This window comes from Nocardia arseniciresistens, from assembly GCF_046764875.1.
GTDB classification, from domain to species: domain Bacteria; phylum Actinomycetota; class Actinomycetes; order Mycobacteriales; family Mycobacteriaceae; genus Nocardia; species Nocardia arseniciresistens.
On sequence record NZ_JBKORD010000011.1, the window covers coordinates 250,540 to 276,361 of the forward strand.

21 protein-coding genes are annotated in these 25,822 nt (G+C 65.8%); 12 read left to right on the top strand and 9 right to left on the bottom strand.

All coding sequences use genetic code 11. From position 1 onward, the window contains the following. Window positions 1-11: 11 nt before the first annotated feature. Window positions 12-1,088 (bottom strand): erythritol/L-threitol dehyrogenase, encoded by a 1,077-nt coding sequence (gene eltD / locus ACLMAJ_RS21820; protein WP_412015627.1) that lies wholly within the window; start codon window positions 1,086-1,088, stop codon window positions 12-14. A 120-nt stretch (window positions 1,089-1,208) separates the two neighbouring features. On the opposite strand from eltD, the gene ACLMAJ_RS21825 reads away from it, so the two are divergent. Both ACLMAJ_RS21825 and ACLMAJ_RS21830 read left to right on the top strand, forming a co-directional pair. Beyond that, complete coding sequence (locus ACLMAJ_RS21825) at window positions 1,209-2,201, top strand: sugar-binding transcriptional regulator (RefSeq protein ID WP_412015628.1); 993 nt, start codon at window positions 1,209-1,211, stop codon at window positions 2,199-2,201. Next, on the top strand, window positions 2,198-2,959 hold the full coding sequence (locus tag ACLMAJ_RS21830) for an SDR family NAD(P)-dependent oxidoreductase (protein WP_412015629.1): 762 nt from the start codon (window positions 2,198-2,200) through the stop codon (window positions 2,957-2,959). Before ACLMAJ_RS21825 ends, ACLMAJ_RS21830 begins: the two co-directional genes overlap by 4 nt. On the opposite strand, the gene ACLMAJ_RS21835 is transcribed toward ACLMAJ_RS21830, so the two are convergent. Further along, complete coding sequence (locus tag ACLMAJ_RS21835; RefSeq protein ID WP_412015630.1) at window positions 2,952-4,430, bottom strand: FGGY-family carbohydrate kinase; 1,479 nt, start codon at window positions 4,428-4,430, stop codon at window positions 2,952-2,954. The genes ACLMAJ_RS21830 and ACLMAJ_RS21835 overlap by 8 nt on opposite strands. A gap of 210 nt (window positions 4,431-4,640) precedes the next feature. On the opposite strand from ACLMAJ_RS21835, the gene ACLMAJ_RS21840 reads away from it, so the two are divergent. After that, window positions 4,641-5,975 (top strand): S8 family serine peptidase, encoded by a 1,335-nt coding sequence (locus tag ACLMAJ_RS21840; RefSeq protein ID WP_412015631.1) that lies wholly within the window; start codon window positions 4,641-4,643, stop codon window positions 5,973-5,975. Between the two features lie 148 nt (window positions 5,976-6,123). Here ACLMAJ_RS21840 and ACLMAJ_RS21845 read toward each other — a convergent pair whose 3' ends face one another. The 3 genes from ACLMAJ_RS21845 to ACLMAJ_RS21855 all read right to left on the bottom strand — a co-directional run bounded on the left by ACLMAJ_RS21845 (window position 6,124) and on the right by ACLMAJ_RS21855 (window position 13,316). Next, window positions 6,124-7,161 (bottom strand): acyl-CoA thioesterase, encoded by a 1,038-nt coding sequence (locus ACLMAJ_RS21845; RefSeq protein ID WP_412015632.1) that lies wholly within the window; start codon window positions 7,159-7,161, stop codon window positions 6,124-6,126. A 244-nt stretch (window positions 7,162-7,405) separates the two neighbouring features. Further along, window positions 7,406-12,859 carry an ATP-binding protein gene (locus tag ACLMAJ_RS21850; RefSeq protein ID WP_412015633.1) on the bottom strand — a complete coding sequence of 1,818 codons (5,454 nt, stop codon included), beginning with the start codon at window positions 12,857-12,859 and terminating at the stop codon, window positions 7,406-7,408. A 220-nt stretch (window positions 12,860-13,079) separates the two neighbouring features. Further along, window positions 13,080-13,316 carry a hypothetical protein gene (locus ACLMAJ_RS21855; RefSeq protein ID WP_412015634.1) on the bottom strand — a complete coding sequence of 79 codons (237 nt, stop codon included), beginning with the start codon at window positions 13,314-13,316 and terminating at the stop codon, window positions 13,080-13,082. An 18-nt stretch (window positions 13,317-13,334) separates the two neighbouring features. Here ACLMAJ_RS21855 and ACLMAJ_RS21860 point away from each other — a divergent pair, with 18 nt between their 5' ends. Next, window positions 13,335-13,988, top strand: a complete 654-nt coding sequence (locus ACLMAJ_RS21860; protein ID WP_412015635.1) for a hypothetical protein — start codon at window positions 13,335-13,337, stop codon at window positions 13,986-13,988. Here the strand turns inward: ACLMAJ_RS21860 and ACLMAJ_RS21865 are convergent. Continuing rightward, on the bottom strand, window positions 13,937-15,481 hold the full coding sequence (locus ACLMAJ_RS21865) for an MFS transporter (protein WP_412015636.1): 1,545 nt from the start codon (window positions 15,479-15,481) through the stop codon (window positions 13,937-13,939). The two genes, ACLMAJ_RS21860 and ACLMAJ_RS21865, sit on opposite strands and share 52 nt — an antisense overlap. Window positions 15,482-15,605: 124 nt before the next feature. On the opposite strand from ACLMAJ_RS21865, the gene ACLMAJ_RS21870 reads away from it, so the two are divergent. Together ACLMAJ_RS21870 and ACLMAJ_RS21875 are read left to right on the top strand one after the other, a co-directional pair. Next, window positions 15,606-16,601, top strand: a complete 996-nt coding sequence (locus ACLMAJ_RS21870; RefSeq protein ID WP_412015637.1) for a LysR family transcriptional regulator — start codon at window positions 15,606-15,608, stop codon at window positions 16,599-16,601. Between the two features lie 104 nt (window positions 16,602-16,705). Next, complete coding sequence (locus ACLMAJ_RS21875; protein WP_412015638.1) at window positions 16,706-17,089, top strand: VOC family protein; 384 nt, start codon at window positions 16,706-16,708, stop codon at window positions 17,087-17,089. Between the two features lie 20 nt (window positions 17,090-17,109). Here ACLMAJ_RS21875 and ACLMAJ_RS21880 read toward each other — a convergent pair whose 3' ends face one another. Beyond that, on the bottom strand, window positions 17,110-17,613 hold the full coding sequence (locus tag ACLMAJ_RS21880) for a DinB family protein (RefSeq protein WP_412015639.1): 504 nt from the start codon (window positions 17,611-17,613) through the stop codon (window positions 17,110-17,112). Between the two features lie 403 nt (window positions 17,614-18,016). On the opposite strand from ACLMAJ_RS21880, the gene ACLMAJ_RS21885 reads away from it, so the two are divergent. From ACLMAJ_RS21885 to ACLMAJ_RS21895, 3 genes are all read left to right on the top strand, one after another. Next, entirely contained in the window at window positions 18,017-18,334 is a 318-nt protein-coding gene (locus ACLMAJ_RS21885) for a hypothetical protein (protein ID WP_412015640.1), read from the top strand. Window positions 18,335-18,399: 65 nt separating this feature from the next. Then, window positions 18,400-19,062: a hypothetical protein gene (locus ACLMAJ_RS21890; RefSeq protein WP_412015641.1), complete on the top strand. Its 663-nt coding sequence runs from the start codon at window positions 18,400-18,402 to the stop codon at window positions 19,060-19,062. A gap of 195 nt (window positions 19,063-19,257) precedes the next feature. Further along, a complete protein-coding gene (locus ACLMAJ_RS21895; RefSeq protein ID WP_412015642.1) occupies window positions 19,258-20,172 on the top strand; it encodes a hypothetical protein in 915 nt (304 codons plus the stop codon). Window positions 20,173-20,198: 26 nt separating this feature from the next. On the opposite strand, the gene ACLMAJ_RS21900 is transcribed toward ACLMAJ_RS21895, so the two are convergent. Beyond that, window positions 20,199-20,813 (bottom strand): TetR/AcrR family transcriptional regulator, encoded by a 615-nt coding sequence (locus tag ACLMAJ_RS21900; protein ID WP_412015643.1) that lies wholly within the window; start codon window positions 20,811-20,813, stop codon window positions 20,199-20,201. A gap of 228 nt (window positions 20,814-21,041) precedes the next feature. Between ACLMAJ_RS21900 and ACLMAJ_RS21905 the strand changes: the two genes are divergently transcribed. Both ACLMAJ_RS21905 and ACLMAJ_RS21910 read left to right on the top strand, forming a co-directional pair. Beyond that, the gene (locus ACLMAJ_RS21905; RefSeq protein ID WP_412015644.1) at window positions 21,042-21,980 is read left to right on the top strand and encodes a metal-dependent hydrolase; all 939 of its coding nucleotides are present in this window, start codon (window positions 21,042-21,044) and stop codon (window positions 21,978-21,980) included. Continuing rightward, window positions 21,977-23,134 carry a hypothetical protein gene (locus tag ACLMAJ_RS21910; RefSeq protein ID WP_412015645.1) on the top strand — a complete coding sequence of 386 codons (1,158 nt, stop codon included), beginning with the start codon at window positions 21,977-21,979 and terminating at the stop codon, window positions 23,132-23,134. The genes ACLMAJ_RS21905 and ACLMAJ_RS21910 overlap by 4 nt, the downstream gene beginning before the upstream one ends. Window positions 23,135-23,211: 77 nt before the next feature. On the opposite strand, the gene ACLMAJ_RS21915 is transcribed toward ACLMAJ_RS21910, so the two are convergent. Beyond that, entirely contained in the window at window positions 23,212-24,423 is a 1,212-nt protein-coding gene (locus ACLMAJ_RS21915; RefSeq protein WP_412015646.1) for an ROK family transcriptional regulator, read from the bottom strand. An 87-nt stretch (window positions 24,424-24,510) separates the two neighbouring features. Between ACLMAJ_RS21915 and ACLMAJ_RS21920 the strand changes: the two genes are divergently transcribed. After that, window positions 24,511-25,821 (top strand): ABC transporter substrate-binding protein, encoded by a 1,311-nt coding sequence (locus ACLMAJ_RS21920; RefSeq protein WP_412015647.1) that lies wholly within the window; start codon window positions 24,511-24,513, stop codon window positions 25,819-25,821. Window position 25,822 lies beyond the last annotated feature (1 nt).

The following is a 25,822-nucleotide window of genomic DNA, read 5'->3' on the forward strand; positions in this document are numbered from 1 at the left end:
CTCTTCGGCAGTCAGGACGGGATCAGCGAGACTTTCACCGACTCGGTTCCGCTGGCGACCAGATCGAGCCCCTTCTGAAAGTCGCGCAGCGGCAACTGATGCGTGCAGATCTTGTCCATCGGCAGCACGCCCGACTCGATCATTCGGATCGCCGCGGGCCAGCAGTGCGGGCCGAGATGCGCGCCGCGCACGTCGAGTTCCTTGTCGTCGCTGATGATGCTCCAGTCGACGGTCACATCACTGCCGAAGACGCCGTACTCGACGTAGGTTCCCAACTTGCGCAACAGGTTCAGGCCCTGCGGCACCGCGGAGGGATGCCCGGTCCCTTCCAGATAGACATCCGCGCCGTAGCCGTCGGTCAGTTCCATGACGATCGCCTGCGCGTCCTCGTCGTGAATATTGATCACGATGTCGGCGCCACACTCGCGGGCAAGCGCCAACTTCTCCGGGGCCATATCGAGCGCGATCACGTGGGCCGGACTTTTCGCCCGCGCACCGGCGACCATGCCGAGGCCGATGGGGCCGCAACCCGCGACCACCACGACGTCGTCGAAGGTGATGCCCGCGCGCTCGACCGCGTGCAGTGAGCACGACAGCGGTTCGGTGAACGCGGCGTGTGCGGCAGGAAGATCCTTGGATACCTTGTGCACCAACGCTTGTACCGGATAGACCATGTACTTCGCCATCGCGCCGGGGGTGCGGCGCTTGAAGCCGTAGATGTCGTGCGGCTTGCACATGTGGTACTGCCCGCGCAGGCAGTAACGGCATTTCCAGCACGGCACAATCTGCTCGGAGACCACCCGGTCACCGATCTCGACATTCCATCGAGCGGCGCCTTCGGCATTGATCTGCACGATCTCACCGACGAATTCGTGGCCGGGAATCACGCCTGTCTCCGCATAGGCGGGTCGGGTCTCATCGCCCCAGAACTTGGCCGCGCCGTGATAGCACTTCAGGTCGCTCGCGCAGATCCCCACCGCCTCGACCCGGACGAGCGCCTCACCCGGTCCGGGAACCGGGACGGGAACCTCTTCCAGCCGATAGTCCTTGGGGCCGTGGCAGATCACCGCTTGCATCGTTTCCGTCATTCAGCCACTGCCCTTCATCTTGTGTCGGCGATCACATTAACCGACGCATGACACATATGTCCAGAACGAATGTTCAGTGAACGACTGGCGTGAGCAGATGTGCAGTGGAATACTTCGGGCATGCCCAGCAGCCCCGACACTCCAGTGTCGTCGACCGCCGAAAGCGGCCATTTCGCACCGTCGCTGCTCTACGCCGCCGCGAAGATGTACTACGACGAGGACGCCACCCAAGCCGAGGTCGCCACCAAACTGGGCACCAGCCGGGCCACCGTCAGCAGGCTGCTCTCCCAGGCCAGACGCGAGGGCATCGTCCGTATCGAGGTGCGCGCACCGCGCGCGGACGACCACGATGACCTCGCCGTCACCCTCGCCGAAGCCATTGGGCTGCAACGGGTATACCTGTCCGCACCGCTACCGGCCCCGACTACGGCCAAGCCGACCGTCGAGGTGATGGGCAGCTACCTCGCGCCCGCGGTCTCGCGCGCACTGTCGCACGTCGGGCTCGTCCCCGGCGACGTACTGCTGGTCTCGTCGGGCCGCACCGTCTACGAGGTGGCACAGTTCGACCTCGATCGCATTCCCGGCGTGCTCGTCGTGCCCACGGTCGGCGGCAACGATCAGCCCGAGGAGTGGTATCAGACCAACGAGATCACCCGGCTGATCTCCAACAAACTCGGCGGCAGGCCGAACTATCTGTTCGCCCCGGCCCTGCCAGGACCCGATCTATACAACACCCTGCACGCCGATCCTTCCATCCAGCGGGTGCTGGATCTGTGGCCGAGGGCGCGGTGCACACTCATGGGAGTCGGTGCGCCACCGCTGTTGCGCGACGATATACCGCAGTTCGTTCCCACCACCTCCACGTCGTTGCGCGAGGCCGTCGGCGATGTGTGCTCGCGGTTCTATAATCGTGCGGGCGAACCCGTCGACTTTCCAGGCAGGGATCGGTTGATAGCCGTGGAATTGGCTGTTCTGCAACAGATTCCGGTAGGGATCGCCGTAGCGGTCGGCACCGAGAAGGTCGCACCGATTCTGGCCGGGGCCAAGGCCGGGTACTTCAACCAGCTCGTCACCGATCCCGCCACCGCACTACAACTGTTGGGGAGCCGGTGAATTCGATCCGACTCGACGGTAAGCGGGTGCTGATCACCGGTGCGTCCAAAGGCATCGGGGCCGACCTCGCCGAGACCTTCGCTCGCGCGGGCGCGTCGCTCGTGCTGTCCGGTCGCGACCGCGAAGCACTCATCGAACAGGCCCGAAACCTACAGCAACAGTATGGGGTTCGTGTCGAAGCGGTCGCCGCCGATCTGTCCGACAGTGCCGCACCGGTCAGGCTGGCCGCCGACGCCGCGGCGGTCTTCGGCGGGCTCGATATCCTGATCAACAACGCGGGCATTTCGCACCCGGAGCTGGTCACCGAACTCACGCCGGACGCGTTCGACGAGGTACTCACCGTCAATCTGCGTGCCCCCGCGCTGCTCGCCGCCACCGTCGGCGCGGCGATGGCGCGCGAGGGCGGCGGATCGATCGTCACGGTCGCCTCCGCGGCCGCGTTGCGCGCACTGCCCGAACACTATGCGTACTGCACGTCCAAGGCCGGTCTGGTGATGGCGACGAAAGTGCTCGCGCTGGAACTGGGCCCCCGCGGTGTGCGCGCGAACTCCCTCTGCCCGACCGTCGTGCTCACCGAGATGGGTTCCAAGGTCTGGGGCGAGGAGGCCAAGTCGGCCCCCATGCTGGCACGAATCCCGCTGGGCCGCTTCGCCTTCCCCGCGGAGGTTTCCGCGACGGCACTGTTCCTCGCCTCCGACCTCGCGGCGATGATCAACGGGGTCGACATTCCGATCGACGGTGGCTATACCGTCAGCTGAACCCGGCCAGGCGATGCACCTGATCGCGGGTCGCCGGATACAGCTGCAACCACGTCTCGTACAGGGCGTCGTATCGCTCGCGTAGCTCAGGATCCGGCGGTATCTCCCGCGCGATCCGCGCCCAATCCGTATCCGGCGCAACCAATCCCACGCCGATCGCGGCCAGCAGCCCGTCACCGTAGCTGGCGCCGATGGTCTGCTCCGGCTGTAGCTGGGTCAATCCGGTGATGTCGCTGAGCGCCTGTGCCCACACCGGACTGCGCAGTCCGCCGCCGACACCGACCGCGCGAACCACCGGCGCGGCGGCGTCGTCGAACATCTCCAGAATCTGGCGGATGCCGAACGAAATCCCCTCGTACGCCGCCCGGAACAGGTGCCCACGCCCGTGCCGCAGTGTCAGTCCGGCCACGACGCCGCGCGCGTCGGGATCGAATACCGGCGTGCGCTCACCGGCCAGGTAGGGCAGCACCAGCAAGCCCTCCGCACCCGGCGGCACGGCCGCGGCTTCGGCCATCAGTACGTCGAAAGACGCTCCGCCCGTGACTTTCTGGAGCCAGTTGGTCAGGCTGCCCGCGGTCGAAGTCCCCGCGGCGAGCGCGAAGGTGCCCTCCTGGACACCCGTCGTCGTCCACAACGCCGGGTTCGTATGGAACTTCTCGAGCACCTGCACCAGGAACATCGTCGATCCGTACATCAGCATCAGATCACCCGGATGCCGCACACCTACGCTGAATGCCTCGGCATAGGCATCCACGGTGCCCGCGACGAGGGGCGTACCGGCCGGGATCCCGGTCTGCGACGCCGCATGCGCGGTCACCACGCCGACCACCTCCGACGGCCACACCAGCCGTGGCAACGGCAGTGCGCCCAGAATTTGCCCGGCCCACTCGGCATTCCAGCCGAAGTCGCGAATCGAATACAGCGGATCACACTGACTGGCCGTGTGATGGTCCTGCACGTATTCGCCCGTCAGCTTCGCCACGATAAACGAATTCGAGCCGTACCAACGGCGCGCACGGGCGAACGCCTCCGGCTCGTTCTTGCGCACCCATTCGATCTTCGGGCCGACGGCCTGGCTCGACAGCGACTTCCCCGAACGCAACAGAATCTCATCCGCGCCGAACAACTCGGTGAGCTCAGCGATCTCCACCGACGCCCGGGTGTCGATGCCGTACAAGATGGCAGGCCGCACCGGCTCGATGTTCTCGTCGCACAACACCAGGCACGGACCGACACCGCTCACACACATCCCCGCGATCCGCGCCCCCGGCGGCACGGCATCCATCAGCACCCGGCTGATCGCGCACACCTCCGCCCACCACACGCCGACAGCGTCGACCTCGGCCCACCCCGGCCGCGGCAACGACATCTCATGCCCCACCTGATGCTCGGCCACCACCACCCCATCGGGCCGCACGAGCACCCCCTTACTACTCCCCGTCCCCATATCAATACCGACAAGCAGATCCACGGACGTCAGCGTAAGCCTTTTCCGGTCGAGCACGTCGGTCCTGCGCAAATCCGCTACACCGCGCGACGTCACGGACCTCCGTAACCCCCGCACCGATGGTGGTCGCACTCGATGGCCGGGCGCCCGCACCGCACCTGAGCCCACGATCGGTCGAGGGCGCGCGCGAGGTACCAGTCGAGGCATTCGGCGATGACGGGCAGTATGTCGGTCATGCGCGTATTGATTCAGCTTCGCCTCTCCGCCGATCTGGTTGCCGCTGTTGCCGATCCCGCGACCACGGTCGCCTCGGCCGATGTCGCCGGCGATCTGCCTGGAATCGTCTTGGATCGCTCGTTCGCTCCGGTCGCTGTGCCGAGGCCCGTTCCCGCCGCCGGCGAGACCGATCAATTGACGTACTCGATGGCACCGGCCGACGCGTCGGTGGTTGTGCGTGGCGAGATTGCCGACGCCGATCTCGCCGCCGATGTCTCGCGCTTGACCGGCTCACCCGTGGTCACCGGAGTCTTCGCCGATCCCGTCATCGAGACCAGCCTGACATGCGGCGGAGGCCCTGCCGTCGGAACCTGGCACGACGTCGGAACACTGCTGCGCAGTGGCGATCTGGCGGCGGCGGGAATGGATGGGAGAGCGGTGGCGCTCGCCATCGTCGATAGCGGCATCAACGCCGCACGAGTCGCGCAGGTGCGCGGCGGGCAGGTGACCATCGACAAGGCGCGCAGTTGGAACCCTGCCGGAGTCACGGGAACGGCAGGCGAGTTCCCGGTGGCCCACGGCTCGATGTGTGCTTTCGACGCACTCATCGCCGCACCACAGGCCTCGCTGATCGACATTCCGGTTCTGCAGAGCAAACGGCAAGGCAGCACCGTGATGGACGGACTGCTCTCCGACGCCCTGGCCGGCTACGCGCACTTGCACACCGTCCTGACCGATCAGCCTGCCGCAACGCGAGCACTGGTGATCAGCAACAGCTGGGGCTCGTTCGCACCGAGCTGGGACTTCCCCGTCGGACAACCGGGCAACTACTCCGACAATCCGTCGCACCCGTTCAACGTGATCGTCGGCTCGCTCGAAGCCGCCGGTGCCGACATCATCTTCGCGGCGGGCAACTGTGGGCGGGACTGCCCGGATGATCGCTGTGCCTTCACCGATCGGCCGATCGGCGGGGCCAACTCACATCCGAGTGTCTTGGCCATCGGCGGCGTCGACACCAAAGGTCAACGAGTCGGCTACTCCTCCCAGGGGCCGGGTCGATTGACCGCGCGCAAGCCGGATATCTGCGGCTACACCCACTTCCTCGGGTCAACCGCCTTCGGCGCGACCGAACCGGATACCGGAACCTCCGCGGCCTGCCCGGTCGCCGCCGGCCTGGTTGCCGCGATTCGCACCGCGTGGTCCGCGACCGAGTTGCCACCCGCTCAGCTGCGAGCACTGTTGCAGCGCACCGCGACCGCGCAGGCCGGAGGTTTCGACTACGACTACGGATACGGCATCGCCAACGTCGGGGCGGTCCTCGCGGAACTGGAGCGCAGCACGACCCGCGCATAGCGTCGAGGCGTGCCGCTGCTCGCTATCGGATGCCGTACCGACGCGCACCGTTTCTACGAGCGGGTCGGCTTCGAGGCCTCACACATCGGTTTCGAGGTGAGGATCCGAAGGGCGTCTCGGTCAGCGCTACACAACCGACTCGGATGGGTCAGCCCGGCATCGGGGCGCGGAAGTGGCTGGGTTCGGCGTCGGCGGGCATTTCACTCGCCGAGGTGAACGGCTCGACCTGGGAACGCAGGTCGACGAGGTGGCGTGCGTGCGCCTCCAGTGACCGATCCTCCTCGGTGACCGGGTCCCATTGCCGGACCGGTCGCGCTTTTCCGTTGCCGTCGACCGCCACCACGACAGCGAGGCCGTGCGCCGCGAGAGCGGGTTTGTCGGAGTGGGTATCGGTCGCTGTCACGTGCACACTGACGTGCATGCTGCGCGGCCCGGTATGGATCAGCCGGGCGGTGACCTCGACGATGTGGCCGATAACGATCGGCTGATAAAAGCGGATCCCACCGAAGTAGGACGTAATCACGTGCTGCCCAACCCAATCCGCTCCGCAGACATAGGCCGCCTCGTCGATCCAACCCATTGTGCGGCCGCCGTGCACCTTGCCGCCCCAGTTGATGTCCGACGGAGCCGCCAGGAATCGCAGCGTGGCGCTCGGCGCGGTGCCCTCGGCGGTGTAGTGCTGGGCCGCCATGGCCTCCTCGATGCGCTTGCGCACTGAAATCCTCGCCTGCGCCTGCCTATACCGACGCAGCTCGAGAGTTGTGGTCGGATCCCATTGCGGGACTGCGACGGTCTGCCGGTTGTCGTCGACCGCGACGAAGATCGTCAGGCACTGCGCCGTTTGCACCGGCCGCTTCCTGGTCGGATCGGTCGAATAGACGCTGACGAGGATATGCATGCTCGTGCGGCCGGTATGGACGAGGTTCGCGTGCAACTCGACCAGCTCGCCGACCGCGATCGGCCGGTCGAGGTGGATGTTGCCGACGTAGGCGGTCACGCAATAGCACCCGCTCCACTGGGCCGCCGCGGCGTAGGCGACTTTATCGATCCATTCGAGAAGCTTGCCGCCGTCGACCGATCCCGCGATACCGGCGTCGACGGGTTTGACGAGAAAACGGTGGATTGCCTCGGAACGTCTGTCGGACGCCGCCTGGCTCGAAACGGAGTCAAAAGTAGTGGCGCTCATAGCCCACCGATCTATTCAGGTTTACGGATGCGCGATTTCGACTCCGTTGTCATTCGAGGAGAATAGGCACTCACGCCGCTACGGGCGAGTAGGCCGCTGATCTCGAACGCGACAGGCTGGAGAAATCCTCGAGCTCACCGCCGCACCCCTCAGCGGTCCAACGGACCGCTGAGGGGTGCGGCGACGGAAGCTCTCTCGAGTCCTACCGGGCGGGCCCGATGCCGAAGGCACCAAGCCCGGCTCTTCAGCGCAGGCGCGCCTCGATGGCGTCGATGATGCGTGGACGCAGTTCGGCGGCGCGGATGATGGCGTCGACCGAACCGACATCGACAGCGCGCTGAATATTGTGCACGCGGTCGAATTCCGCGGCGACCTCGCCGAGTTTCTCCACGCGGACCGTCGAGCGGATTTCGTCCAATTCCGCGGTCAAGCCCGCGCGGTCGGCGCCGGGTGCGTTCGCGGCGAGCGACTGCAAGTCCCGCACCCTGGAATCGGCCGCGGTGCGTGTGTTGACCTCACCGGCGAACACCACGGCAGCGGCCGGAGCACCGCCGAGCACCGAGGCGAACGAACCTTCCAGTGCCAGCACGGTCATATTCGGGTTCAGCGCCTTCGAGAACACCACGAACGCGCCGCCGTGGTATCGGGAAATCACGCAGAACACAATGGGGCCTTGGAAGTTCACGATCGCACGGCCGATCTCGGCGCCGTACTCCAGTTGCAGCTTCCGCATCGACTCGGGCGAGCCGTCGAAGCCCGACAGGTTCGCGAGCACGACCAGCGGCCTGTTGCCACTCGCCGCGTTGATGGCGCGCGCGGCCTTCTTCGCCGACTGCGGGAACAGGGTGCCCGAGGTGTAGGTGTCCGGGCCGTCGGTGGACGGGAATCCGCGCCGCGCCACATTGCGCGACTCGATGCCGAGCAGGCACACCGGGATGCCGCCGAGATGCGCGTCCTGCACTACCGCGGTTTCGGAGTCGGCCATGCCCGCCCAGCGTTCCAGCACCGGATGGTCCTGGTCGGAGACCGCCCGCATCACGGTCCGGATGTCGAAGGGCTTCTTGCGGTCCGGGTTCGCGGCGGCGGAGAAGATCTCACCGACAGTGGTGAAATCGCTGTCCGCCAGGATGTGCGGGAAGTCGGAGACGTCCCGATCGACGGGGTCGCTGGTCAGTGACCGACGCGGCCCCTGCTCGCCGGGTGCGATGTAGGTGTGGTCGTAGTGCGACATCAGCACGTCACGCGCGGCGGTCAGATTGGGCGCCCAGTACTGCGCCTGCCCGTTCGGACCCATAACCCGGTCGTAGCCGCCGATGCCGAAGTTGTCCTCGGCCGACACACCACCGGAGAAGTCCAGCGCCTGCTTGCCGGTGAGCACCATCGTGGACTCCGGCGTCATCACCAGGATGCCCTTGGTGTGCATGAGCATCGTGGCCTCGGCATTCCAGTACGGCTGTGCGCCGACGTTGATGCCCGCGACCACAATGTTGATCTCGCCGCCGTCCTGGGTGAATTCGACGATCCGCTTGAGCGCCGCCGCCACCCAGTCCATGTTCTCGGTGCCCGACTCCATGGAGATCCTGGCGCCGGAGGACAGCGCGTACCACTCCAGCGGCACCTGCATCTGTTCGGCCAGGTCCAGCGCCGCGATCACCCGGCGGCACTCCGGTTCCGACAGTGCGCCGAGCGACTTCGTCGGATCGCCGAGCAGGATCACCCTGGCGATGCCCTGCGGGTGCTGCGGGGTCGGTGTGGTGACCACGCCCGCGACGATCGCCGCGGTGTTGCGTCCCTTGGGTCGGTCGACGGGCACCAAAGTGTGGTCGGCGTCGAGGTCGTATTCGGCGAACTCACCGAGCAGACCGGTCAACTCGTAGGGGTACACGGTGTTGCGGCTGCTCGCCCGCAGCACCTTCTGCCGATACGCGTCGAGCGGCTCGACCAACTCGTCGGACCGGTCGCCGACGGTCACTTCGGTGGAGTCGAATCCGATGCGCACGGCGACCTTGACCAGCTCACCGGTCTCGGGATCACGCTGACGCGCGATCAACAGGATTTCCTCGAGGCCCGCGCCCGCGGTCGTCGGCCGCACATGCTGCACGACCGTCTCCAGCTCGGCGGGCGTGACGTCGATCGGCGGCCAGATGTACATCACGATGCGGTTGGTGTTGAAGCGTTTGGCCGACGGCCGCAGCGACTGTGCCCGTCGGATCGAGTCGAGGCAGGTGGCGATGGTGGCCTCGGCGGTCGGCAACGCGAGCAGCCTGCCGTCGTGCTCGCGCAGTGCGGCCAGGTCACGAACCTGCGCGAACGCGATGAGGCGATCGTCCGACGGGTTCTCCTTGGCGACGCACCGGAAGAGGTAGATCTCCTCGTCGTCGGAGGACGGCAGTCGGGTGAGGTCGAACTTGCGCAGCCGCTGCATCTGCATCCGTTGCGCGATGTAGGGGTGCAGACCGCGGATCAGTCGCTCCTCGGCCATACCGGTGGCCGACGGACGGAAGGTGAAGTGGTGGTGCATGACCGCGCCGCCACTACCCGCGACGGTGGCGGTGATCCGATGCACCTGGTTCGGCAGCGGGTACGCGCTGAGGGCCTCGTGCAACGCCGATGCCATCGCGTCGAAGTCCCCCGGCTGCTTTTCCCAGCTGAGGTAGATGTCGGCGTCGATCGACGCGGCGCCGGTCGCCAGCTCGGCGAGCCCGCGCAACGCCGTATCGAGCGCGTCGAAGCTGACCGCCGCGGACACCAGGCTCAGGCCGCGACGCTCGGCGATCACGAATGTGCAGCCACCCACGTCCTCGGTGCGCACGCTGGTGAGGCCCTTGTTGCCGTAGTAGCGCCGAGTCAGCACCTCCAGCATGACCGTATTGTCCAGCTTGCCGCGCACCAACCGCTGGCCGAGCAGCCGCACCAGCGGCTCGGTGCTGCGGACCATGTCGGCAATGTGCTCGGCGCGATCGGACGCGTCCGGCTGTGCGTCCAGATGGCGCAGGTGCTTGCGGATGTTGGTGTAGGCGCGGGCACGATTACGCCGCAGCAACGGCTGGCCGTACCAGGCGTACACAACGCCGCGCGCGAGATCGGCGATCACGGGGAAGCGCACCTGCGTCGCGGCCACCAGTCGCTCCAGCGCCAAGCCGACGGGTTCGCGCAGCGCCCCGTCCGGCATCGGTTCACGCAGCCACTCGCGCAGCAGCGTCGTGATGACGGTAACGGTGTCGGATGGGCGTTGCTGGGCGAGGAAGATCCGGAAGACCGCGGCTTCGAGCTCAGGGGAACGTTCCAGCTCGGTGACGCCGTAGTGACCGAGCGCGTTGGCGAGCTTGGTTTGGAACGATTGCGGCAGCCCGGCCCGCTCGACATCGAGGCTTTGCAGGTAGGTGTGGAAGTATTCGCGGGCGCTGTGCACGTGACTGTGGTTGCCCTCGTCATCCAAGGACCGGTTGTGGCTCAGCTCTGCGAGGTCCGCGAAGACCGCGATGAGTTCGAGTTCCTCGCCGAGCGGTCGGCGGCCGTCCTGAAGGGCGGCCTCGCGCGCGGCGAGGTAGTCGCCGAGCACTCGGCGGTCGTCGTGCGGGTCGACGTCGAAGCCGAGCAACAGGCTGCGCAGGTCCTCTTGGCCGCGGGTCGTTCGCAAGTGCGGTTGGACCTGTGCGGAACCAACGGGCAGGTCCAGCTCGACGGACCCGACCGCGGTGCTTGCCTCGGCTTCGTCCTCATCGGCGAGCGGCTCGAGCCACAGCAACGGCGCACCGGTCTCCACCTGGCTGCCGACGGACACGGTGCATTCCTTGAGCCGTGCCTTGAACGGTGCGCGCAGCACCGTCTCCATCTTCATGCTCTCCAGCACCAGCAACGGCGCGCCCGCCTCGACTTCGGCGCCGATCTCGAGCGGCGTGGCGACCACCAGCGCGGGGGCCGGTGAGCGGACGACGCCACCTTCGTCGCGGCTGATCCGATGGGTCACACCATCGACATCGACGAGGTGGATGGGGCCATGCGTGTTGTTGATCAGGCGGTACCGGGTGCCGTTGACCAAAATCTGCCCGGTATGACGATCGAAGCGCTCGAGGTCGACGTCGGCGGTGCGGATGTCGCCACCCGCCTCGATCCCGATGCGGAACCGATGGGCGCCGATTCGTGCGACGCGCACGCGGTAGCCGACACCGCGCAGTTTGAGGTCGAGCGGCCGGCCGCTCGCATGCTGCACCTGAGGACGTCCGCCGGAGGCCGTGGACAGTAGCCGGTGCCGCTCGACGCGCTCCTCGTCCTCGTAGGCATCGATGGCGGCCGCGGCCAACGCGATGGCGGAGTGCCGGTGCGAGACGAGCCTGCCTTCACCGCGGACGCGGTCGATCCAACCGGTGTCCGCGCTGGCATCGATCACTTCGGGCTGGTTGAGCAGGTCGAGCACGAAGCTCTTGTTCGTCGCGCCGCCCTCGATGATCACGCGGGTCTGCGCCATAGCTCGGCGCAGCCTGCCCAGCGCTTCGTCGCGGTTCGCGCCGTAGGCGATGATCTTGGCGATCATCGAGTCGAAGTCGGCGGGAATGGTGTCGCCTTCGCTGACGCCGGTGTCGACGCGGATGCCCGGCCCGGACGGCAGGTCCAGCAGCGCGATGCGGCCGGGGGCGGGCGCGAAGTCGCGGTCGGGATCTTCGGCGTTCAGCCTGGCCTCGATGGCGTGCCCGCGCTCGGCAGGCGGTTCGCCCTCGAGCCTGCCGCCGGAGGCCACCAACAACTGGGCCCGAACGAGGTCGAACCCGGTGGTGTATTCGGTGATCGGGTGCTCGACCTGGAGGCGGGTGTTGACCTCGAGGAATGCGAACAGCTTGTCACCTGGGTGGTACAGGAATTCGACGGTCGCCGCACCGCGATAATCGACCGCGATCGCCAGCCGCTCGGCCGAGGTCTTGAGTTCGGCGGCCTGCTCGGGGCTGAGCACCGGAGACGCTGACTCCTCGATGACCTTCTGGTTGCGTCGCTGTACCGAGCAGTCGCGGACGCCAAGCGCCCACGCAGTGCCCTGACCATCGGCGATCACCTGGACCTCGACGTGCCGAGCGCCGGTGACCAGCCGCTCCAAGAACACCACGCCACTACCGAACGCCCGCGCGGCCTCCTGGCGGGTGCGCTCGTAGGCGTCGATGAGATCGTCGTCGTTCGTGACCACCCGGATACCGCGTCCGCCGCCACCGGCGGTCGCCTTCAGCATCAACGGGTAGCCGATTTCCGCCGCCGCTGCCTGGGCGGCTTCGACGGTCTCGACCGCACCACGGCTCCACGGCGCGACCGGCACGCCGACCTCCTCGGCGATCAGCTTCGCGCCGATCTTGTCGCCGAGCTTGCGCATAGCCTCCGGGCTCGGGCCGATAAAGGTGACGCCGATCTGTTCGCACAGCTCAGCGAAGGCCGGGTCTTCCGCGACGAAACCCCAGCCGACCCAGGCGGCGTCGGCCCCGGTCGAGATCAGCGCAGTCTTCAGCGCCTTCAGATCCAGGTACGGGCGCGCGGACGCCGGGCCGAGGTCGTAAGCAATGTCGGCCTCGCGCACAAAGGTCGCGTTCCGATCGACATCGGTATACAGAGCGACGGTTTCAATCGGTCGCGCAGTCTCTGCGGCCAAGTCTCGGACGGCGTGGATGAGGCGCATAGCGGCCTCTCCCCTGTTCACGATGGCGATGCGGCTGAACACTTGCCGTCTCCTTCCTCTCCAGAGCGCTGGCCCGGTCGACGGGCGAGGGGTGCAACTCGGTCCCGCGTAGTCTGCACCCTTATCCCAGATATGTGCACAGCGTGGCGGTGTTACTCGCACGTATCGTGAGAAATGGGCCCGCAAGGTGGCATCAACCTTGGCAGCGGAGAGTTTTCGGCTGCCGCCCGATCCGCTGGCCTATCGTTCTCAGAGTTCCTGGTCAGCGCCGAAATAAACGTCGGATGCGCCCGCGGCTACCTGAGCCGTCCCGCGGTACCGCAGCGGCGGTTTCAACGGCTTCCCCGGCCGAGCTCGCCTGAGCGAATCGCACATGCAGCTGTTCGCGGACCTGGTCGGGGGTGTAGGCGCGGCGGCGTCGCTCGGCGCGAACGATCACCACACCGGTGGCGACCACACCTGCCGCACCCGCCAATCCCACTGCCTTCCACCACCTCATACCGCATAGGCTACGTCCATGACGGGTACGGGCATCAGTCTCGACCGAGCGCTCGAGCTCACCAGAACCGGCGACATCTGGCTATTCCGTGGGCATTCGGCGGCTGACCGGGCGATCCGGATGACAACGAACAGCCCGGTGAACCATGTCGCCATGTCCGTCGTCATCGATGATCTGCCGGCGCTGATCTGGCACGCGGAGCTCGGCCGATCACTGCCCGACATGTGGTCGGGAACCGAGCACCGCGGCGTCCAGTTGCACAATCTGCGCGATGCCGTGCTGATGTGGGCGCACCGCTACGACCAGCAGGCCTGGTTACGCCAGTTGAACCGTCCGGTCACCCGAGAGATGGAAGACAGCATGCTGCGCACCATCGCCCGGCTCGACGGAACCCCGTTCCCCTCCACTGCCGCACTAGCCGGACGCTGGCTGCGCGGGCGTGCGCGCGTCCCACGCCACACGCCGCGCAAGCCGACCACCCAAGAGTTGGAGAACGCGTACTGCGCGGAGATCGTGGCCGCGACCTACCAGGCGATGCGACTGCTACCGCAGGACCGTAGCCCCAATTGGTATGACCCGGGCCGATTTTGGAGCGGAGACGGACTGCGGCTCGACGGCGGCTATGAGCTGGGTGGCGAAATAGCCGTCGAGGCGCCGGCGGCGAACTCCTGACCACGGGCGTCGTCAGGGACTTCAAGCGGGCATGGGAGGCCAAGGACATCAACGCCCTGCTCTGCCTCCTCGACCCCGACGCCACCGGAATCGCCGACGGCGGCGGCCTGGCCAACACCGCGCTCCGCCCGATCGAGGGCAGCGAGCAGATCGCTCGCTACCCGGTCGGCTTCGCGGACAGAATGCCCGGCCTGAACCAGACCACGGCGACGGTGGTGGCGTTCGACATCGCAGGCGACCGGATCAAGCGCATCTGGGCCGTCCGCAACCGCGACAAACTCCACCCGTGGACGACAGGCGCTAACGGTGCGTCTGGGCAGCAGGAGCGGGGTGGCGAGCAGGAACACGCCGGAGATGGTGATCGCGGCCAGCGGGTCGGTGAGGGTGGCGAGGATGCCCCAGAGCACCGTCAGGACAGCTTGTAGAAGTTTGCTGCTGACGCTCCACGTACTGAGGACTCGAGCGGCGTGATCCGCGGGAGCCCGTCGCAGGCGTTCTGTTGCGTAGATCGGATTGAAGATGCCCATGCAGGTGATCAGCAGGCCCTCGACGATGATCACCGTGATGAGCCCGGAGACGCCGGGGTGGATGAATGCGAGACCGAGCGGGCAGATTGATCGCAACCAGCCGGAGACGATCATGACCCGGTGCCGACCGTAGCGGGTCACAAGGGGCGCGGAGAGGCGGGCCCCCACGAATCCTCCGAGCGCGGGAATGCCGAAGGCGAGACCGTATTGCCAAGGCGGGAAGTGGTATTCGCCCAGCAGGAGGACGGTCAGCAGCGGGACGGTGGCCATGATCAGGCCGCTCACCAAGATCGAGTTGAGGAACAGGCACCGTAGTGCGCGGTCGTGGAAGATGACCCGCCCGCCGGAGAGCAGGTCGGCGCCCCGCAACCTGGTGTCCGGGCCGCGAGGGGCGGCGGTGTCGCCGCCGCGGATGCGTAGGACCGCGAGCGCGGACAATAGGTAACTCATGGCGTCGGCCAGCACGGTGATGACCGGGCCTAGTAGCCCCACCAGCGCGCCGCCGAGGGGCGGCCCTGCCGCGGTCGCCACCCAGCTCGTAGCTTCGAATCTTCCGTTCGCGACAAGGAGATGTTCGCCGCGGACGAGGTGTTTCAGGTACGCGCCGGAGGCTGCGGTGAAGACGATGCTCGCGGTTCCGGAGATGACCGAGACAACCAGCAGTTGGCCGTAGGTCAGCAAGCCGAGGAAGTACGCGATCGGAACACTCGCCATCGCGAGGAACCGGGCCAGGTCCATCGCGATCATCACCGGCCGTTTGGCCCGGTGGTCGACCCACGGCCCGAGCGGGAACGCAACGATCGCCGCGACGACGAGCCCGGCCGCTTGGAGCAGTGAAACGGCGAATGCCGGTGAGTGCAGCACCTGCACCGCGATGAGCGGGAACGCGCCGAAGGCGATCCACGTGCCGTATGTACTGACGGCGTAGGCCGACCACAGCCAGCCGAAGCTGCGTCCCAATTGCACGTGCGACTCCTTCACAACAACCGATGTCGAGGCCCTGAATCACATCAGCCGTACCGACGCAGGATCAAACAACTGATTCCTCGGCGAGCCACAACGATCAGTTGGGCACCCATAGGCTTGCCCCATGGATACCGAGGCAGTGCGATCGTTCGTCCGTGCGGCCGAGCTCGGACAGCTACAACACGCGGCCAACGAGCTGGGCGTGACGCAGCAGGCCGTCTCGAAGCGGATTGCGACCTTGGAACGGGAGCTCGACGTCCGCCTGTTCACCCGTACCGCCCGCGGGGTCGAGCTGACGCTCGACGGTCAGGCGTTTCTGCCGCACGCGAGAAGCATCGTCACGGGTGTCGATCGCGCCATCACCGCGATCAGGCCGGGTTCGCGTGCCCTTCGCATCGACGTCCTCGGCTTACGATCCGCGCAGGCCGTTGTCCTGCACGACTATTGGCGGTCGCATCCCGAAACCGCCCTCGACGTGGTAACCCTCAAGGTCGACGACCCGCGCGTGGTGGTCGCCGCCGTCCAGGCAGGCGATATCGACGCCTCGTTCCGCTCCGTCACCGATCCGGCCACACTGCCGCGTGACGTGCAAATGATCCACGCGTTCGACTCCCCGCTGGAACTCCTTGTCAGCCCGAGACATCCGCTTGCCTCCGCTCGAACATTGACGCCATCGCAGCTGCGCCGGCATCGGATCTGGGTGCCGGGTATCGCGCAAGGCAGCGAATGGGCGGAGTTCTACGATCAGCTCGCCACCGAGTTCGATCTCCGCATCGACGCCGCGGGCCCGAACTTCGGCAACGAAGTACTCCTCGACACCCTCGCGGACTCCGCGGACCTGGCCACCCTCGTCGGCGCGCGCGACCGGTACATCTGGCCGACGAACTACGACCTGCGCCGCATCCCGATCATAAATCCGACGCTCGCATACCCGCTCTCACTCATCCTCCGCAGAACGGATCCACACCCAGGACTCCGGGCGATCATCAACCACTTCGCAAGCCTGACACCACTTTCGGAGCCGGCTTGGCTCCCATCCTGGGCAACGACCCCGCGCCGCGACGACGACATCGCTCGCACCGCCAGCAGCACCCGTATGCCCGGACGCGTTCGAGATTGACCCATCCCGGTCCCGGCGACCACTGGATATACGCATCGAGAGCTCCAGGAGGAGGAGCCAGAACTCCCTCGTGGATTCTCTGTCGTCTACGTACACTCACGGCCATGGCATGCCGCATCAGTGAGCTGATCATCGACGCCGCCGACCCCGACCGGCTGGCCGCATTCTGGAGCGAGGTCCTCGGCTACGTCGAACTCGACCGGGAGGACGACGGAAGCATCGAGATCGGCCCGCCCGACACCGGTTTCGGCGGCCCGCAGCCCACCCTCCTCTTCAGCCCCAACAGCGACCCACGGACCGGGAAGCTCCGACTGCACATCGACGTCAACGCCACCGACCGCGACCAGGACGCCGAACTGGAGCGGCTGCTCGGTCTCGGTGCAAAGCCCGTCGACGTCGGCCAGACCGGCACCGAGAGCTGGCACGTCCTCGCCGACCCCGAAGGCAACGAATTCTGCCTGCTGCATCCACGACTCCAGCCGCTCTGACCACACGCATCCCGGCGCGATCACGAGTTCGGCTGTCGCAGTGGGGGCTTGTCGATCTGTTCGCGGAGGATATCGCCGTGACCCGCGTGCCTGGCGAACTCTTGGATCATGGCGAGCAGTGTCCATCGCATGCTGACCTTTCCCTCGCGAGGATTCTCCTTGGTGTCGTCGAGGTCGAAGCGGGACACGATCACACGTGATCGTTGGCTTGCGCGCTCGAACTCGGCGATAACCTCTGCCAGCGACTCGTCGTCGGCGACGGCGAAGGTGCCCTCGTCGCGGCGCGAGTATCCATCGCATTCGGATTCGTCGAGTCCCGCCCAGAACCGTTGGAACCAGATCCGTTCCGCGGCAGCGGCATGCTTGATCACCGAGATCGGTGTCGTCAGCGACGCGACGAGTCTTCGGCGAGCGTCGGCATCGGAAAGGCCGCGTACGGTCTCGACGAGTGCTTCGCGGTTGCGGTCGAGCATGTCCTCGATGATCGCTCGCTCGGTGCCGTTGGTAATTGGGTTGGTACTCATAGGATTTCGCTCCATTCTGTTGGGTTTGCCGAGGCTCGTGGGGTATGTATCGGTCAGGTGAATGACACAGGGCGGCGATGCGGCGATCGATCTCAGGAAAGGGACGAAACGTCCTGTGTCAGGGAATGACCGGGAAGAAGGAGGCATTCCATCCGCTCGTCGCGCAGATTGCGCACGGGGCGGGGAGGGGCGAGGTCAACATCGCAGCCCAGGCCTGTCAGGAGTCTATCGGAGTCGGTGCGACCCCGCCCAGTTCGGCTGCTCCAGCAGATTCACGGCGGTCGGCACGCCCGGATCGTAGGCGTCGGTATTACGCACCGGCAGTGCACATCACGAATGGTTTCGAGTAACAAGTACGACCCGTGTGCGATGTTCCAGACAACATCAATTCAGGAGGTTCGGAATGCTCTCTGCGAAGCGGTTTGCAGCCAGCGCCGTCGTTGCCACCGCAGCTGCGGCCACTGTGCTCGCTGGTGGTGGCGCGGCCCAGGCCGACGTACCGGTGTGGCAAGCCAATTGTCACGTTTACAACGTCTTCAACACCGGCGGAATGGCCAATTGTGAGTTGCCGACCTGGCATCAGGTGAAACTCACTTGCGTTGCGTGGCCCGTCCCGTTCACCTACTGGAAATACGGCCCAGTGCAGTATGGGCAGAACCAGTCTTGGGCCAGTTGCGACTCACTGAACGCGATGGTGGGGATCGAGGTTGTCCAAGCGTAGGTCGTGCTCGGCACGGGTGTGATTGTTGCTGATGCTCCGCTTTGACATGGTCTAGCTTTCGTTCTGTGCTGCGCTGGTTCCGGATTCACGCTCCCGAGGAGGACGCGTGGTATTGGTTCGAGGTGGGCGATGACGGGTGGGCACTGCGACAAGCAGTATTCGTAGCGGCATTGCCCGTACCCGTGTCTGATGTGCCTGTCCTGGTCATCGACGGTGTTGTCGGTGGAGCGTCTGTTGCGGCGTCGGCTGACGAACTTGTCCGGGTGCGCGAGATGTACGGGTTGCGCGGCGTGCAGTTTTACGAAGCCGTTTATGGCGTGCTGGCCGAAGGGCCTGTCTGCACTGCGGAGGGTGCCGTGGACGCCGCGCAGGCAGAGTTCGAGCAGGTATGGAGCCTGGCTGTGCGGCATCGTCACTTCAGCCGCTACGACACCGGTCCGCTTCCGGTAGGGACACATGTGTCGGGGACCGTGGCTGCCCTGCCTTGGGGGCCGGGCAGGACAGGGTTGTTCGTGGATATCGGTTCGGCGGCCCAGGGCTTCCGGTCGCCGGAGGACCGCCCGGCCGGATACTTTGTGGATTTACTCCACTTACCTCGAAATCCCGAGGATTGGCCGCGGGTCGGAGCCGTTCTTTCGCTGGAAGTAACGACCATCCGCATCAGTCTGTACTCGCTGTACAAACGCACGGATATCCAAGTCAGGCTCCGGCCGGTTCACGAGGCGTGAACCCGGCTCTCGGGTTGATCGCGCAGCGGTCGGCGGTGATGTTGCCTCATGGAAGTGGTGCGGATGGCACTATGCGGCGGATATCCTCCACCGCCACGCGTTGGCGCTCGGTCTCGACCAACACCACATTCGCTGATCGTTATCCTCGATTGTGCGCCGTTGGAGCGGTGACGTGACATAGATGGGACCGAATACATGCTGATAGGCCTGTTCGCAGCCTTGCTCGCGTGCATTGGCTACGGAGTGGCGTCGGTGTTGCAGGCCTACGGTGCGCGGCGGTCGGCCGCAGCGGCGCAGGTTCGCGGGGACGCGGGGCAGTCGACCGAAACCGGGGCTCCCACTGTCGCTTCCACTGTCGCGGCGGTATTGACGGTCTGGTTCATCGTCGGCACCGTGCTCGACGTGGTCGGATTCGCCGGAAACGCGGTGTCCGCGCGATTGATCCCGCTGTTTCTCTCGCAGACGATCATGAGCGCGAACCTGATCATCACGGCGGTGCTGGGCATATTCGTGCTCGGGATCCGCTTGCACCTGCGCGACTGGGTGGCAATCTGCGCGGTGGTCCTGGCACTGGCCGCTCTCGGCGTCGCCGCGGGAGAAGAGGGCGGCGGCAACGATAATCCCGTGCTGCACTGGGGGGTGCTGATCGTGTCCGTGCTTCTATTCGCCGTCAGCCAACTGGTTGTGCGACGTCTCGGATCCAGGGGCGCGGTGGCCGCCGGGCTCGCCGCCGGATTGCTGTTCGGGGCAATGGCGATCGCGGTCCGCATCGTTCGAGGGATCGATCCGCTGCAATTGTCGACACTTCTCGCCGACCCCGCGGCATGGACGATCGCGATTGCCGGAGTCGGTGGTTTCTACCTGCATACGGTCGCATTGCAACTCGGATCGGTGAACGGAGCGACGGCGGCACTTGTCGTCGGCGAGACAGTCATCCCGGGAATCGTCGGGGTGCTCATGCTCGGCGACACCTCAACGCCGGGACTCGAGTGGCTGGCAATTCTGGGCTTTTTCCTCGCCGTCGGTGGCGCGGTCGCGGTCGCGGTGTTCGGCAATCTGCTCCAGACGCAACAGGACACCGCGTCTGAGCGAGAGTTGGATTCGGTCTGAATCCGATAATATTGCGCCGCGACGATTCACACGGATGGCGTCATTTGGGCGATGATCGCCGCACCCATCCAGCGTCGTAGATATCGCCGCAGTTCATCGTCGCTGCGTGGCGGATTGCCCGGGGAAACGAAGAACGACTGCATCGTTCGCAGGACGTATTCGACGAGCTCGTGCAGAGACGAATCGTCGTATCCGTAATGCTCCCAATCGATATCGAAGCGCCTGATCATCGTCATGCCGAAGGTCCGCGCCTCTTCGGAGGTCAGGCTGTCGGGCTGGGCGTTCGAATACGTATTGGAAAGCAGAATGCCGAGGTGCGGCGTTCGACGCACCTCGGCCAGCGTGTACACCACAGCTTCGGTCATCGCTTCGACGGGTTCCTCGATACCGCTGACCTGATTTGTCAGCCGATCGAGGAACCCGTCGACCGATGCGATGGCCGCGGCCCGCATCAGCGCGTCCGCACTGGGGAAGTACCGGTACACCGTCTGCCGGATGACACCCAGCGATTCCGCGACATCGGCAATGCCGATCTCCGAGCCCGTTCGCCCGATCAGATCGACGGCAGCCGCGACGATGCGGCGCGACGCGTCCTCATCGCTGTCCGGCGGACTTCCGCCCCACCCGCGCCTTCCTGCCACTGCTCGCTTCCTCGGCTCGACCCATGTTTGTCACGTGCGAAAACCCCGTGCGAGACCCCTGCCAACGGGGCTCGACGGTACCACGGTGCCCTTGCTGCGATCCGGGGCAACTGCGTTAATTCTGATCATACACGGGCACCGATCTATGTATGATCACGTCACATCGCTTCGGAGCATCCGAACGCGGCCATCGGACCAGACCACCGCCGAAAGACGAGGTACCGCAACGTGACCGATCTACAAGTCCGGAAGATGCGTTTCGCATTCGCGGACTATGACGTGCCCTTCCTATGGAACGAAGAGAATCCGGCCTTCTCATCCATGGCCAACGCGGTGTCCTTCTTGGCGATCGGTTTCGAGAAGATGATCGTCAACATGATTCGCGAGGCCATGCCGCTGATCACCGATCCCGCGATAGCGCAGGAAGCCGACGCGTTCGTGCGCCAAGAGGGGCAACACTCCACCGCGCACCGTCAGCACGCCAATGGACTGATCAAGCAGTACCCGGGGCTTCAGGAAACTCTCAACGCAGTGATCGCGGAATTCGACCACCTCACCGTGCACACTTCCCTCGACTACCGGCTCGCCTACACCGCCGACCTGGAGGCAACCTTCACCCCGGTGTTCAAATTGATGCTGGACAACGATTCGACCCTCTTCCAGCCGGGAGACGACCGGGTCGCGTCACTGTTCATCTGGCACTTCGTCGAGGAAGTCGAACATCGAAGTTCCGCGCTCATTATCTTCGAATCCATTGTCGGAAGCGATGTTTACCGGATGCGGATGGCACCGTCGATCTTCGGGCACGTCATGAAGGTCATCAGGTTGGCGTGCGATGGATTCAATAAACATGTGCCACTGGAGGATCGGAAGATCGACGCACTGTCGATGTTCGGGTCCTACCGGCTCGGGCAGCGGCTGCGCCGACGGCTGCGGCTGCGCACGCAGGACAACGGCCCGATGCCGCGCGCCTTCGACGATCTACCACTGCGCGAGCAACTGATCGCGATGGTGGGCATCATCCGCAGCCAGTTGCCCAAGCACAACCCGGATCACGAGAAGCTGCCCGCACTCGCCGATCTGTGGTTCGAACGCTACGCGTCCGGCTACGACGTATCGCACTGGTACACCGCCGATCCCGTGGCATCGAAGAAGGCGGACCGGTGACCGATCATTGCGCAACCACCTTCGAGCAACTCGCGACGGAGCTCGGCTTCTCGTGTCGAGAGGCCGGTGGACTCGCCGAGGTACGCAACCCATTCGCATTGGAAAACTGGACGCTGCCGGTCCTCGAGTTCACTATCGTCCTCGGCGCGGTGCTCGCGCTTGTTTACGCGGTCATGCGCTTTCGGCGTCACGGCGACCCCACCAACTTGGTGGTCTGGTTCGGCGCGACCGCGTATCTGTTCATCATCGAACCGCCGCTGTATTTTCCCGCGGCCTTCGGTATCGACGAACACGTCGACACGATGTTCGCGCACAACGTCTTCACCGTGGATTTCCTCTGGGGTCGACTCCCCCTGTACATCGTCGCGATCTACCCATTGATGGCCACTCTGGCCTTCGAAATCGTCAGAACGCTCGGGGTCTTCCGCCGGTACGGGGTTCTGATCGGCGCAGTCTGCGTCGGCTTCGTCCACCACGCCTTCTATGAGATCTTCGATCACCTCGGACCGCAGCTGCGCTGGTGGGAATGGTCGACCGAAAACCCGCTGAATCAACCGATGTTCGACTCGGTACCGCTGCCGAGCGTGGTGGTATTCGCGGCCCTGTGGCCGATGTCGCTGGCGTTCTTCGTCCAGCGGCTCGTCGGTCGCCACGTCGACAAGGGCCAAACCTTCACCGGACCGCAGTTGGTCTGGCGGACAGTCGTCATCGGCGTACTAGGGTCGCTGGGCACAGCCGTATTACCCATTCCCGCAACAGTTTTCGGTTCCGGGAGCACTACTCTGCGCGGCTTCCTCTATGCCGCCGAATTGGTCGTCGTCACCGTCGTCGCTGTCCCGATCCTCATCCGCCAGTGGCTCCGGCTACGTCAAGACCCGAACGCTCCACACCACACGAACGGCTTCGTCCGCATCTACACCGTGGTGTACCTGAGCGTTATGGCATTGCTCTGGGTGACCGCGTTGCCCGATTTCTTCGACGCCGTCGACGGTTCGACGAGCGAGGGAGACCCCATCGGGAATCTCTGGTACACGGCGGCATGCTTCGCCGTCGCAATACTGTGCGGAGCAGCCATATTCACCGTGCCGAACAGAAAGGCCGACGAGACACCGATTCCTTCGGCAGGAGAACATGCGGTTCCCCAGACGGCGTAGCCGACACCGATCTGCCCATCGGTGCCGAGAACTAGGCGACGATTCGGGGCCGAAGTTGCGGTCGAGCTGATCTCGGGTCAGGCCCCGCCCGATCGCGAGTTCGGTGATCGTTCCGGCAGCGGCGTGCGGCCTGCGGTCATCGCGTCTACCGTTGCCGGGGACAGCATCTCGTCGGCGACAAGGCCCGCCAATCCGACGAATGCGCCGTTCTCCCCCAACTGTGACGGTCCGATATCGAGGTTACGTAACGCGTGGGTGTGGGCGTTCGCCTCGACGGTGCGCCGCAGTCCGTCGAGGAACGGGGGCAGCACGCCCACCGCGCCACCCACCCGCACGAATCTCGGGTTCACGATCGTCACCATCGTCGCGAGCACGGTCCCGACGAGTCGCCCGGCGTGCTCGGTCGCCCGCACCGCGTCGCCCCGGCCCGCGCCGACCAACCGGACGACATCGGCCACACTGCGCGCGCCGATGGAGCGCAATTCGCGGATCAGCGCCTGCCCACTCGCGCTCGCCGCGACACATCCGCGCCGCCCACAACTGCATCGCTGCTGGCTGCCCTCGATCCGCATATGCCCGATCTCCCCCGCGGACCCGCTTTCGCCGCGGTGGATGTGCCCCGAGATCACCACGCCCGCACCGATACCGGTTCCCACCTTCAGCCCGACAAGGGTCGCGTCGGGACGGCCGAGAGCGTAGTAGTCACCCAGCGCCAGCGCGTTCGCGTCGTTTTCCAGCAGCACCGGGACGCCGAGCGTGTCGGCGAACGGTTCGCGCAGCGGCACGCGGTTCCAATCCGGCATGGTCGGCGGCGCTACCGTGACACCGAGCTCGTGATCGATCTGTCCGGGCACCGACAGCGCCATCGCGCACAGGGTCTCCGCACGCCCGGTGCGCCGCAATAGTTTTCGTCCCGCGTCCAGCAGCATCGGCACGATTTCGTTCGGGCTGTGCCGCGCGGGCAGCCGGTGGTCGTCGCGCGCGAACACCGTCCCACGCAGATCGACTACCGCCAGCGTCGCATGACTCTGTCCGAGATCGGCGACCAGCGCGGTCCGGCCCGTGTCATCGACCTCGAGTAGCTCGGCGGGCCTGCCGCCGCTCGACTCGCGGTATCCGGCCTGCCGCACCAGCCCGAGACCGCGCAGCACCTCCAGCCGCTCCACCACGGTGACCCGCGACAACCCGACCCTTTCCTGCAACTCCAGGCGCGTCATCGGCCCCACTGCCCGCAGCAGAGCGAGTACATGTCCCGGCGAGGTAGGGCTCGGAGGCGGCGATTCAGTCATGGGAACGTTGACAATATCTCCCGGGGCACTTAAGTTCACCCAACTTACAAAAGTACGAACATCGTTGTTACCCACAGGGAGCCATGCATGGCGGCATCCGGTCTGAGGCGCAGATCCGTCCTGCGTGCGGTGGGCATCGGCGCTGCCGCGCTCTCGGCGGCGGCGTGTACCGGCTTCTCCACCACCGGCAACGGCGGGATGCTGTTCCTGTCCACCCAGTTCCGGCCCGCCGACGAGGCCGAACGTTTTCGCGGTCTGCTAGGCAAGATCGCGCCCGAGGTCAGCTACGTGACCATCGAGGAGAGCCCGTTCGCGAGCCAGGTGCGCAGCCAGGTCGTGGCGCGCTCGACGCAGATCGGCATGCTCGGAGGTCTGCACGGCGATATCGCGCCACTCGCCGACGGCTATCTCGAAGACCTCACCGGCCTGCTCGCCGACCTCGGCGACCGTGGCTGGCCCGCCGCCTACCTCCAACTCGCGAAGGCGGGCACCGACCGCACCTGGTACGTCCCGTGGGCCACCGCCAGCTACGTCCTTGCCGCACACGCCGACGCGCTCGAGCATCTGCCGCCGGGTGTCGATGCCACCTCACTCACCTATGACCAGTTCCTCGATTGGGCCATCGCCGCGCGCCGCGCCAATGGCAACCGCCCCATGCTCGGCCTGCCCGCGGGCCCGAAAGGCTTGTTGCACCGCTTCACTCAGGGCTATCTGCTGCCGTCGTTCACCGGCGGCCAGATCACCACGTTCCGTTCGAACGAGGCGGTGACGGCGTGGCAGTATTTCCGCGAGCTGTGGGCCAACTGCGCGGGGGCGAGCACCAACTACGACTTCATGCAGGAGCCGCTGGCGAGCGGTGAGGTGCGCATGGCGTGGGATCACGTCGTGCGCCTCGTCCACGCGCCAGAACACGATCCGCAGAATTGGCGCATGCTGCCCGCACCGCGCGGCGAGCACGGCCTCGGCTACATGGCCGTGATCACCGGGCTCGCGATCCCCAAGGGCAGCACCGATCCCGAGCTGGCGCAGCGGACGATCAACGCGCTCACCAGGCCGGAAGCACAGATCGAGCTGTTGCGTTCCAACGGCTTCTTCCCCGCGGTCGGCGCCACCATCCCGGACGGCCTTCCGCCTGCGGTCAAGCTAGAGGCCGACGCCGTGTACCGACAGCAGCAAGCGCCGGACGCGATCCTCTCGCTGCCGCCCGTCGGCCTCGGTCAGCGTGAGGGCGAGGTGAGCAAGGTGTTCAAGGACAGCTTCCGCTCGATCGTGCTCGACGGAGCCGACATTCGATCCACGTTGGACCAACAGGCCGGTGTGCTCCAGGGCATCCTCGACGATCTGAAGGTGCCGTGCTGGGCTCCCGACCGCACCGCCGACGTTTGCAGAGTGGAGTAGA

Coding starts and splice junctions, on each gene's coding strand:
- eltD (WP_412015627.1), bottom strand. CDS start 1,088: ATGACGGAAACGATGCAAGCGGTGATCTGCCACGGCCCCAAGGACTAT.
- ACLMAJ_RS21825 (WP_412015628.1), top strand. CDS start 1,209: ATGCCCAGCAGCCCCGACACTCCAGTGTCGTCGACCGCCGAAAGCGGC.
- ACLMAJ_RS21840 (WP_412015631.1), top strand. CDS start 4,641: ATGCGCGTATTGATTCAGCTTCGCCTCTCCGCCGATCTGGTTGCCGCT.
- ACLMAJ_RS21845 (WP_412015632.1), bottom strand. CDS start 7,161: ATGAGCGCCACTACTTTTGACTCCGTTTCGAGCCAGGCGGCGTCCGAC.
- ACLMAJ_RS21855 (WP_412015634.1), bottom strand. CDS start 13,316: ATGAGGTGGTGGAAGGCAGTGGGATTGGCGGGTGCGGCAGGTGTGGTC.
- ACLMAJ_RS21860 (WP_412015635.1), top strand. CDS start 13,335: ATGACGGGTACGGGCATCAGTCTCGACCGAGCGCTCGAGCTCACCAGA.
- ACLMAJ_RS21870 (WP_412015637.1), top strand. CDS start 15,606: ATGGATACCGAGGCAGTGCGATCGTTCGTCCGTGCGGCCGAGCTCGGA.
- ACLMAJ_RS21875 (WP_412015638.1), top strand. CDS start 16,706: ATGGCATGCCGCATCAGTGAGCTGATCATCGACGCCGCCGACCCCGAC.
- ACLMAJ_RS21880 (WP_412015639.1), bottom strand. CDS start 17,613: ATGAGTACCAACCCAATTACCAACGGCACCGAGCGAGCGATCATCGAG.
- ACLMAJ_RS21885 (WP_412015640.1), top strand. CDS start 18,017: ATGCTCTCTGCGAAGCGGTTTGCAGCCAGCGCCGTCGTTGCCACCGCA.
- ACLMAJ_RS21895 (WP_412015642.1), top strand. CDS start 19,258: ATGCTGATAGGCCTGTTCGCAGCCTTGCTCGCGTGCATTGGCTACGGA.
- ACLMAJ_RS21915 (WP_412015646.1), bottom strand. CDS start 24,423: ATGACTGAATCGCCGCCTCCGAGCCCTACCTCGCCGGGACATGTACTC.
- ACLMAJ_RS21920 (WP_412015647.1), top strand. CDS start 24,511: ATGGCGGCATCCGGTCTGAGGCGCAGATCCGTCCTGCGTGCGGTGGGC.